The following is an 11,019-nucleotide window of genomic DNA, read 5'->3' as shown; positions in this document are numbered from 1 at the left end:
ATATTAGGTTTATCTATAAAAACAATTAAACAAATGTCTCCTTCCCTGGAGGTTTTGAAATACCATATAACGAAAGAAGGCTTCCCGATGAAAACTTTTCAAACCCATAAAGTCTCCCAGGAGCAGGCCGGACTGACTATCGAAGTCTACTTGAAGCAAGTCTTGCATTATTCCGGACGAAAAATACAAAAACTCACCCGCCAGAAGGGTATCTATTTAAACGGGAAACCGGCCTTTCTGCAAAAGGAACTTAAGCCACAGGATACGTTGCGCGTCCTGATAATTGAAGATATATCCTATGGCGTTCAGCCTGAGCCGGGAAATATCGAAATTCTTTATGAAGATGCTTATCTGCTGGTCTTAAATAAACCACCATATCAGTTAGTTCACCCTACAGGTCAAACAACAAGCGGTACCTTGGCCAACTACTTAGCCTACCATTTAGCAGAGCGTGGCGTAGTAAGCACAGTGCGCGCCGTCCATCGCCTGGACAGGGAAACCTCAGGCTGTATCATTTTTGCAAAAGACGCCCGCAGCCAGTTCCTGCTCGAACAGCAGTTAAAGGAAAGAATGTTAAAACGCCGCTATTGGGCTTTAGTCACAGGGATTGTTGATCCCCCGGCAGGTACAATTAATGCCCCGATCGGCCCCCATCCAAGTTTATCGAACCGGCGGGCTATTAGCCTGAAAGGAGAAGCAGCGGTTACCCACTACCGGACAATCCGTTGTTTTTCCGAAGCAGCGCTAATGGAATTATCGCTGGATACCGGGCGTACTCACCAAATCCGCGTACATTTGGCGCATCTCGGCTATCCCATCCTTGGTGACCGGATGTATGGACTCCGCTCTCCTCTTATGTCCAGACAAGCCTTGCATGCAGCATCTGTCACCTTTGAGCATCTTGAAGACAAACGTCAGATTACTGTTAACGCCCCGTTACCTATCGATTTCGAACGGGTTCTTCAAGCTTTAGATAAACAATAGTGTAGCAGGTTATCATACTGGCAAAAATCAGTCTTGCAATCCTGATTTTTGCTTTTATATTAAAATCATTAGCAAATCATAACAATCTTATGAGGTGTTTTCATGCTGCCTGTATTTCGTACTGTAAAGCAAGCGAGTGAGGTTAAATTAGAAATTATCAAATCCCTGTTCATTGCCTATGTCACCCCGGTGGATACTGAAGCCGCAGCTATTAGCTTTGTCCAGGATATAAAAAAAAGACACAAAGAAGCCAATCATAACTGCTCAGCCTATGTGATCGGCCAGCACGGTCAATACCAAAAGGCTGATGATGACGGCGAACCTGGCGGAACAGCCGGTAAACCAATCTTAGAGGTACTTAATAAATCGGGTGTCAAAAATACAGTGATTGTAGTAACCCGTTATTTTGGCGGCGTCAAACTGGGAGCCGGCGGACTTATTCGCGCCTACACCAAGGCGGCCGCCGACGGCCTGGCAGCTGCCCATATTATTGAAAAACAGCTTCATACCAGACTGGCTATTGAGCTGAGTTATCACCTGCTGGGGACTGTGGAAAACCAGCTGCGGCTCAATAATTATCCTATAGAGGCTAAAGAATTTGGTGAGGTTGTTAAAATTGTGGCGCTGGTCCGTAAAGGAAATGAAGACAAGCTGATTCACCTGATCGCAGATGCGACAGCAGCTCAAGCGCAGGTACAGTCAATAGGTGAATTATATCTAGATGCCGTGTCTGAAACGTAAAGATAAAGGCTTACGCCAGCTACTGCAGGACGACGGCAGATACGGGGCCTATCTCAGATAAAATAAAGAAGTGCCGCAATAAATGCGGCACTTCTTTTGTTTATTCTGTTAGGCCTTAGCTTTTTGAGCAACAGGCTTGTCAACAATCTCATTTTGGTCAGTCATAATACCCATTCTGTCAAACAGTTCAAATGCCAGGCTAACCAGCACTGCAACAACTGTGCCCAGAGCCATGCCTTTTAATTCAACAGCACCCAGTTTAACGGCAGCACCACTTAACCCCAGAACAAGTACTACGGAGGTCAGGATAAGGTTCTTGGCTTGGGTATAATCAACTTTTTTCTCAACCAGCATACGGATACCGGCAGCAGCAATGACACCAAACAGGAGGAGGCACACCCCACCCATAACCGGTACAGGGATACTGCGAATGAGAGCAGCCAGTTTGCCTACGAAAGACAGGGCAATCGCAAAGGTGGCTGCACCACCGATAACCCAGACACTGTATACTCTGGTAATGGCCATGACACCGATGTTCTCGCCATAGGTGGTGTTAGGAGTAGCGCCGACAAAACCTGAAAGAACATTTGATACACCATCAGCAAACAAGGAACGGTGAAGCCCCGGATCTTTTATTAAATCTCTTTCAACAATATTGCCGGTAACAACAAGATGGCTAATATGCTCAGCCAGTACCACCAGCATAGCAGGCAAGATGATAATCATTGCACTTACATTGAATTCAGGAGTATACAGGGTAGGTACTTCAAACCAAGGGGCGTTTATTATACTATTTAGATCAACAATACCAAGTACCAGTGACAAACCATAACCTGAGAGAACACCGATGAGCACTGGAATTACTGCAAAGAAGCCTCTGAACAACACCGAACCAAGAATCGTTACTGCCAGGGTGAAGACCGATACAATGACAGCCTTATCAGCAGGTATATTTAACTGCTGCATTAGATCGCCGGTCAATCCAGCCATACCGGCAGCAGTTGGCGCCAACTCCAAACCGATCGTAGCAACAATTGCCCCCATGGCGGCAGGTGGAAATACGACATCAATCCATTTGACGCCGACTTTTTTAACAAGCAGTGACATGAGTATAAAGAAGAAACCGAACATAATAAAACCACTTTGGGCAGCCGCGTATCCATATTGTGACATGATGAGAAACACCGGTGAAATAAAGGCAAAGCTGGAACCAAGATAGGCCGGAATGCGGCCTTTGCACACAAACAGATAAATCAGTGTGCCAATACCGTTCATTAGCAGCGATGTTGCAGGGTTTACATGAAATAGGAACGGAACCAAAACAGTCGCGCCAAACATGGCAAATAAGTGCTGTAAGCTAAGGGGAATAGACTGGAGCAGGGGAAGCTTGTCTTCAACCTGGATAATGCGTCTGGACATTGAAATTCCTCCTTTTATTACCTGGTACACAATACAAAAGCCTCTCGCATGAGCGAGAGGCTGCAAAGTCGCATAAAGAGACTGTCATTGCGTACCTTGCCGGCCTCTCGGGACCGTCTTAAAGGTTCATTACGTCTAGTATAGAAAACTATGCCGCTTTTGTCAATTAGTTTATATAAATTCCCTGTTAGCTATGTACAACGCGTTAAAGTTTTGCAGGCAGGTGGTGTGTTGGCAAAAGCGGCAGTCAAGCGCCAGCGGTGGAGCGTTGTTATATATAGTTCACTTACAAATCAGTTGGCTGAAGACCGCCGCCAGACCATCCTGCTGCCGTAACCTCATTGATCGAGCGTTTAATAATATCCAGCATTGTTTTAATCTCAGTCACAGTACTGGACAGGGGCGGCATAAAAATAACAACATCACCGATCGGGCGAATAATTAGTTCATACTTACGGGCCTGCAGACACACACCGGCACCGGCGGCCAGTTCCCATGGGTAAGGAATTTTCCGGCTTTTATCCTGCATCAATTCAATACCAACAATCAGGCCGCATTGGCGGACGTCGCCCACATGCTCAAGGTTCGCGATCTCTGCTAAACTATCCGCTGCAGCAGCGATCTTAGGGCTAAGGCCTTTAATAATGTTTTCTTCCCGGAATATTTTCAGATTAGCCAGAGCGGCAGCGCAGGCCAATGGGTTGCCAGTGTAGGAATGACCATGATAAAACGTTTTCTTAGCCGTATAATCGCCTAAAAAAGCATTATAGACTTCATCGGTAGTTAGTGTTGCTGCCAGGGGCATATAGCCACCGGTTATACCTTTGGACAGTGTCATCATATCCGGCTGTACCGCTTCATGCTCGCAGGCAAACATTTTTCCGGTTCTGCCAAAACCTGTTGCCACTTCATCGGCGATAAGCAAAATGTCATATTTCCTGGTGAGCTCGCGCACTTTAGCCAGATAGCCGGGCGGCGACATAAGCATGCCTGCTGCTGCCTGCACCAACGGTTCAATAATCAGGCCGGCAACCTGCTCATGATGCTCGACTAGTACCTGCTCCAATACCGCTGCACATTTCATCCCACAAACAGCCGGATCTACGGCAAGCTGGCAGTGATAACAGGACGGCGCCGGAATATGTACCGGTGTAAACAAAAGCGGTTTGAATACCCTATGAAACAGATCAATGCCGCCAACACTTACAGTGCCCACAGTATCGCCATGATAGGCCTGCTCAAGCGAGATGAACTTTTGCTTATTCGGCTTGCCCAGATGCTGCCAGTACTGAAACGCCATTTTCAGAGCAACTTCCACAGCTGTTGATCCGTCATCTGAATAGAATACCTTGTTTAACCCTGGCGGAGCGATCCCAACTAGCTGCTCAGCCAGTTCTGAAGCCGGAATATTGGCTAACCCCAGCATAGTTGTATGGGACACTTTGCCAAGCTGCTCGATAATGGCCTCATCAATTTCAGCTTTGCGGTGACCGTGAATATTGACCCATAATGATGATACGCCATCAAAAAACTCATTGCCGTCAGTATCAATAAGCTTGATTCCTTTAGCAGCGGCAATCACCTGCTGCGGTCTTGACACCCAATCCTGCATCTGCGTAAAGGGATGCCAGACATATTGTTTATCTTTCAGTTCTGCTTCATGCATGGCTAACCCCTCCTGTCATCAGGTTTATTAAATGGTCAATCGCCAGATGCTGTTCGGCCAATTCGCTCAGGCGGGCCATTGCTGCCTGGTCTAACCCAACCGCTGGTACCGAAGGGAATTTACCTAATATAGGCAAGCCGGTCAGGCGTTCAATATAGGCCAGGTTGCTGCGTTCCAGCACAGTAACCTGCTCTTCATCCCAGCGGTTGATAATAATTCCGGCAAGCTTTATCCCCCGGCTACAGGCATATTCAGCAGTAAGCACAGTATGATTAATAGTACCCAGGTTGGGCCTGGTAACAAGAAGCCCCGGCAGCTTAAGTTCAAGCATCATATCAGCAACAAGGTAGTCTTGCCAAATAGGTGCAGTAATACCGCCCACCCCCTCAACCAGGGTGGCTGCGGATCTGGCAAACATTGCCCGGGAAATTTCAATAAGCTTTTCCACATCAATTGTCACACCACTTTCGGTGGCTGCTACTGCCGGGGTTAATGCCGGCGCCAGGCAGACAGGATTGACCTGCATCCGCCGTTCTTCGCCTATTCCGGCAGCTGCCATTAAAAAGGTGGCATCCTCAGACACCAAATTACCGGTTCTGTCGATGATACCGCCCGAAGCTACCGGTTTGACGATTCCGACGTTAATACCACGCCCTTTTAACGCAGCGGCAATGGCACCGCTGATAAATGTTTTCCCAACCTCGGTATCTGTTGCCGTAATGAATAAGCCTGTTTGCATTTTTTACCTCACGTCTTCCTGAGCGGCTTAACCGCCCGGCTAATGGCGTCAACAGCAGCAGCCAATTCTTCACGCTCGTGTACAGCAGTCACCGTCATTCGCAGCCGGCTTGTGCCTACAGGTACTGTTGGTGGTCTGATAGCAGTAAGAATAATACCTTGTTGCCTGAGCTCAGCGGTCAGCCTGACGGCCGTGTCGGCCGATTCTACCATGACCGGGATTATTGGGGTTATTCCGCCAGGCACCGGTATATTTGCCGACTGTAACAAGTCTCTGACATACAGTGCATTTTCGTTTAACTTAGTGACCAGTTCCGGTCTGACCGACAGTTCCCTCAGCGCCGCCCGCGCTGCAGCTATGGTTCCAGGCGCTAATGCCGTTGAAAAGATGAAGCTGCGTGCTTTATTTTTCAGGTAGTCAATCAATTCCCTGGAGCCGGCGACAAAACCGCCTTCAGCCCCAAGTGCCTTGCTCAGAGTGCCGATTTGCACCTGCACTTTATCTGCTATACCAAAATGAGCAGCTGTTCCTTTGCCACCTGGGCCAATTACCCCGGTTGCATGGGCATCGTCAACAATAATAATGGCATTATATTGCTGCGCCAATTGGGCAATTGTAGTCAGCGGCGCGATGTCGCCATCCATGCTGAAAACGCCATCGCTAATTATCAGTCTCTTACCGTGGCATACTGTCGCTTTTAGCAAGCTATGTAAGTGTTCCATGTCTGCATGCCGGTACACAACAACCGCTGCCCGCGACAACCGGCAGCCGTCAATAATACTGGCATGATTGAGTTCATCACTGAAAATAACATCATTCGGGCCTGCCAGGGCACTAATAACGCCAATATTAGCCATATAACCGGTATTAAAGACCAAAGCGGCTTCTGTCTCTTTAAATGCGGCTAACTCCTGTTCTAGCTGCTCAACCAGTGGAAACGTCCCGGTTGTAAGCCTGGCGCCGCCTGCCCCTGTGCCATACAGCCAGATTGCGTCAGCAGCAGCCTGCTGCACTGCCGGGTTGTGTGTTAATCCCAGATAATTATTAGAAGCAAGCAGCAGGCAGGTCTGCCCGTTCAGTTGAACGTGGGCAGGACTAACCGGGTTGTAGGCTACAGTCTGACGATATAGATCATCCGCTTTCACCTGCGCTAAATAATCAGCGAGAAACTGCATCTGCCCTAACCTCCTCTGCCGGGACTTTGATAAGTACCGGCTGATACTGCAAGTACTTTATTAATTGATCCATATTGGTGTTTTCCTTTACGAAGAAAATCCGGCCGCCGATCTCACTGCCATATGGTTTCAGGTGGGTAAACCGTGTATACCCGCCTGGAGTAGCAACATACCCTGCCGTATATTCAGGATCATCTGACCAGCACAACTCAGCAACCATCCCGGGTGCGGCCATAACCTTGGAGGCTAAAACAATCGCTTCCCTAATATGGGTATTGTTGTACCCTTGGCTCTTTAGCCAACCTAAATAGGCCTGTTCATCAGCAATATCCATTCGCGACACACGAATGCCGCTTTGACCGCTTGTATCCAGCCTGACCCCTGTACGGGCATCAGCAATTATCGCACCCCGCATACCATTTACACCAGCCAATGCCGCCAGACCTGCCGCTGCGGCAGCCGGCGCGACACCAGCCTTAATTAATTCCGTTTGCGCCGCCGCCCGGCCAGCGATTACACCGGTGACAGCGATAGTAGTTACCGGCAGGCAAACAGTCTCCTGTATGTCCCTGGCAGGAACCGCCTCAATAACAAGGTTAGTAAAGTCTGCGGCTCCCCGGCTATGAGACAGCGCACGTTCCAGCATCGCCGTTACTGTAGCTGTCAGCAATTCACGCCCCACCAGCCGTTCAGCCCCTGAGACGTGTTTCCCCCCCAGCTCATGCGCACCACCTTGCGCTGCCCGCATTCTAACGCTGTACAACATGACGTATGACCTTACCTTTCTGTTCTTTTACCCGTCTCAGCAGGGCGGTCAGAGGCCAAGCCAGCAGGGCTGTATAAATCATGCCTGGTACAGCCGCCAGCATGAGCGGTATTGCTGCTTTGCCAATAATCCCGCCCAGCGCCAGCCTGGCAACTGCCGAACCTACCGGACCGGCCAGAATAATCATCGGCCAGGATCGTCCGAATATGACTAAAATCAAGCCGACAGTAACCCGGAATACCATGGCGATAAACACATTTAATAACGATTGAGTGCCAAGAATCAATCCAGCGGTGCTTGATAGCACCCCTGCCAGAATATATTTACTAAACCCAAATACCGCACAAATACCCACAGCTAACGGGGCTGATAACTGAAATTCTGTTCCCGGTATTAGGCCAGGCAATTTAAACGTACCGGTTATTGTTATAAAAGCGGCCAGCAGACTGACCTCGGTTATCCAGGTAACCTTTTTATGCATATATTAATCCCTCTTTATATCAGATATTTTCTTATCCTCGGCCACTCATAGCAAGTCGGCTTCCTTTCAGATTGCCCCGCCTTTATCCCCGGGCATTGTCAACTCTATGTATAATCCATGGTTAACCATCACGTTATTTGTTAACCACTATTTCGTCTAGTGGTTAACACTAAGAATTATACTACGGGTGCACGCGCCTGTAAATAACAAGCCAGCACCAAAATTAACTATTTTTTTAGATCAAATAAAATAACCCCGGTTAGATAACCAGGGTATAGCTGAACTTTGCCTAGATGGATGAATTTTGCATATAAGAAGGATTTATTCAAACATACTGTTGAATAAATCATATATTCTGATAAAAAAGCCCATTCGCCAATCGCTAAAATACTACAGGAAAAGGAGTAAGCATAGTATGAAGTACTTTCCCCACCTCAACTGGAGTGTATGTAAAATAGTGTTCACCTATGCGTTAATCAGTTTCACCTGGATACTTGTCTCTGATGAGTTTGTCAGAATAATATCTCCTGATCAGGCAGTTTTTCGTAATTTATCAGTTGCCAAAGGGTGGTTTTTTATTATAATAACCGCTGCCCTGCTCTATGTCCAAATAACCCGTTACACTTTACTTATTGAAAGTAAAGAGTCCATGCTTAGAAAACGCAATGATGAACTGACAGATTTAAGCAGCCAGCTGAGCCAGCAATTAGCAGAAATCCGGTTACACGAAAAGTATTTGGCAGAAAGCGAAGAACGCCTGCGGCGTGCCGTGGCATTTGCGCCTTTTCCATTAATAATCCATGCCGAAGACGGCGAGGTGCTGCTTATCAGCAATACCTTGACTGAGCTTACAGGGTATTCGCATACAGATATCCCCACGATTGATGACTGGATCCAGCAAACCAACCAACATAATAGCCTGTCAATAAAAGCAAAGATGAATATGCTTTACAGCATTAGCAACCGGGTTGATGAAGGTGAATTCGAGATTTGTACCCGCAGCGGCCTAACACGAATCTGGTCATTTAGCTCAGCCCCGTTGGGAAGGCTTCGGGACGAGCGGCGAGCGGTGATCAGCATGGCCGTTGACATCACTGATCAGAAAGACATCGAAAATGAGCTAAAATTACGTAATCAGGAGCTAGATCAGTTTGCCTATATTGTATCCCATGACCTAAAAGCACCACTGCGGGCGATAATCAGCTTGTCCGCCTGGATCGAAGAGGATTTAAAAGATAGTAAGTCCGAAGAAACCAAGAAGCATATGGTGCTTTTGAGAAAAAGGGTTTATCGTATGGAGAACTTAATTAAAGGCATCCTTGAATACTCACGGGTAGGCCGGATTAACAGCCCCCTCGAACAGTGTAATCTCGCCGCATTATTGGCTGAGGTTATTGACGATTTAAATCCGCCTGCCGGATTCCGGATTGAAACTATTACACAGATGCCAACTTTTGTAACCGACGGCCTGCGTCTGAGACAGGTTCTGGCAAACCTAATTGATAATGCAATTAAGCATCATGATAAGCAAAGCGGCACGATCCGCATCTCGATAAACGATCTTGGAAACTTATACGGCTTTGCGGTAGAGGATGATGGCCCAGGGATAGCAACTGCTTATCATGAAAAAATTTTTGAGATGTTTCAAGTTCTGAAGCCCAGGGATACTACAGAAAATACCGGCGTCGGCTTAGCCCTGGTAAAAAAGATTGTTGAAAATCAAGGCGGTAAAATACATGTTTCTTCTCTTGAAGGGCAGGGAACGAGCTTTCATTTTACCTGGCCGAAACATAAAGAGCTCACTTAATACACTTAATATTAGAAAATACGGCTCTTTAATTTTCAACAAACCAGCTTGGTTATCTTTAGCTTATTCTGACCATAAATATCAAGCACCTGACCATCAGAGAACCGAATTAAGCAGTTTGCTCTGCCACTTCTATTCCAAAAGACAAGCTGACCTGTACGCCCATCATTTAAAGTAACATAACGCCCAATCAGCGACTGGCATAATTCATTAAGAAATGGTGTGCTATACTTTGGTGAAAATTTTCCGGCAAACGTATCTCCCTGAATAGAATCAATAGCGGCAAACGGCGATACCTCTTCTCCATAAACCTTCTTTGAAGTCATTGCATCATAGGTATCGGCAATACCAAGTACGCGTGCTATGGGATGGTTCTTGGAAGCATCTGTACGCAGCGGATAACCTGACCCATCATCCCGTTCATGATGCTGAAGAACACCAAAACGGACATTCTCAGGAATTTCAACATAGTTACGGAAAAACTTAAAAGCAATTGCCGGGTGCTGCCGCACCAGATTGAATTCTTCTTCGGTTAAACTGCCATTCTTATATAAAATCTGTACGGGGATTTCAAGCTTACCAAGATCATGAAGAATCCCGGCTAACACCAGATAACGCTGCTGTGTTAAATCAAAAGCCCCGCTGGCTGCACCAATAATATTGGCTAGAATACCAACATTGATAGAGTGATGAAATAAATAATCTTCAGAACGAATGGTAGTATGAAGTAGGGCAGTTGCTCCAGTGCCCCGTGCAGACAGCCACATGACAGAGTCAACAATGGAATATAGTAGTTGGCAATCTAAATGTTTCTCTAAACGGACAAGCGTGAAACACTTTTTCAAGGCCTTTACGGCCTCATTATAAGCATGAAGAAAATCGTTTTCATGCTCCGAATTGCTGGCCATATCCGGTTCGCAGTACTCACAAGGCACATTAGTTCCGAGCTCAGGTATTGCAGCTGAACTACTTGTCAGGTTGGGTTGATTACCCTCCCGAATCCGAACCATTTCAAGACCATAACTCACAATCCGCTCAATATGTGTTTTAGTTAGTATCGTACCGGTATGAAGCAACACCCCGCCATCAGGTGATAATACTGTTTCGCCAAGTTCTAAACCTGGTTGGAGCTGTTCAACCTGATATCTAGCAATACTATAATTTTCAGTCATGTGTTTCTCTCCTCCCTCAGGTGCTGCTTGAATTAAGCTCACACAGATTCTTTGAACTCGCTATGTAAA

Annotated in this window: 10 protein-coding genes; 3 read left to right on the top strand and 7 right to left on the bottom strand. The window is 46.9% G+C overall.

Translation table 11 applies throughout. The annotated features are described in order from the left end of the window. The coding region (locus VN379_RS01510; protein ID WP_325530096.1) for an RluA family pseudouridine synthase at positions 1-984 on the top strand (984 nt) is incomplete at its 5' end. 102 nt (positions 985-1,086) lie between these two features. Further along, complete coding sequence (locus tag VN379_RS01505) at positions 1,087-1,725, top strand: YigZ family protein (protein WP_325530094.1); 639 nt, start codon at positions 1,087-1,089, stop codon at positions 1,723-1,725. A 108-nt stretch (positions 1,726-1,833) separates the two neighbouring features. Here the strand turns inward: VN379_RS01505 and uraA are convergent, their stop codons facing one another. The 6 genes from uraA to VN379_RS01475 form a co-directional block, all read right to left on the bottom strand. Then, complete coding sequence (uraA, locus tag VN379_RS01500) at positions 1,834-3,144, bottom strand: uracil permease (RefSeq protein ID WP_325530093.1); 1,311 nt, start codon at positions 3,142-3,144, stop codon at positions 1,834-1,836. Positions 3,145-3,430: 286 nt separating this feature from the next. Beyond that, complete coding sequence (gene bioA, locus VN379_RS01495) at positions 3,431-4,810, bottom strand: adenosylmethionine--8-amino-7-oxononanoate transaminase (protein ID WP_325530091.1); 1,380 nt, start codon at positions 4,808-4,810, stop codon at positions 3,431-3,433. Then, positions 4,803-5,549, bottom strand: a complete 747-nt coding sequence (bioD, locus tag VN379_RS01490; RefSeq protein WP_325530089.1) for a dethiobiotin synthase — start codon at positions 5,547-5,549, stop codon at positions 4,803-4,805. Before bioD ends, bioA begins: the two co-directional genes overlap by 8 nt. Before the next feature lie 8 nt (positions 5,550-5,557). Further along, complete coding sequence (gene bioF, locus VN379_RS01485; protein WP_325530087.1) at positions 5,558-6,724, bottom strand: 8-amino-7-oxononanoate synthase; 1,167 nt, start codon at positions 6,722-6,724, stop codon at positions 5,558-5,560. Then, complete coding sequence (locus VN379_RS01480) at positions 6,708-7,490, bottom strand: 6-carboxyhexanoate--CoA ligase (protein ID WP_325530085.1); 783 nt, start codon at positions 7,488-7,490, stop codon at positions 6,708-6,710. The genes bioF and VN379_RS01480 overlap by 17 nt, the downstream gene beginning before the upstream one ends. Next, the gene (locus tag VN379_RS01475; RefSeq protein WP_325530083.1) at positions 7,474-7,971 is read right to left on the bottom strand and encodes a hypothetical protein; all 498 of its coding nucleotides are present in this window, start codon (positions 7,969-7,971) and stop codon (positions 7,474-7,476) included. The genes VN379_RS01480 and VN379_RS01475 overlap by 17 nt, the downstream gene beginning before the upstream one ends. 415 nt (positions 7,972-8,386) lie before the next feature. Here VN379_RS01475 and VN379_RS01470 point away from each other — a divergent pair, with 415 nt between their 5' ends. After that, the gene (locus VN379_RS01470; RefSeq protein ID WP_325530081.1) at positions 8,387-9,778 is read left to right on the top strand and encodes a sensor histidine kinase; all 1,392 of its coding nucleotides are present in this window, start codon (positions 8,387-8,389) and stop codon (positions 9,776-9,778) included. A gap of 35 nt (positions 9,779-9,813) precedes the next feature. Here VN379_RS01470 and VN379_RS01465 read toward each other — a convergent pair whose 3' ends face one another. Continuing rightward, positions 9,814-10,950, bottom strand: coding sequence for an HD-GYP domain-containing protein (locus VN379_RS01465; protein ID WP_325530079.1), 1,137 nt, complete (start codon positions 10,948-10,950; stop codon positions 9,814-9,816). Between the last annotated feature and the right edge of the window lie 69 nt (positions 10,951-11,019).

The organism is Sporomusa sp. (assembly GCF_035561255.1).
Lineage (GTDB): Bacteria > Bacillota > Negativicutes > Sporomusales > Sporomusaceae > Sporomusa.
This window is presented reverse-complemented; position numbering and strand designations above follow the sequence as displayed.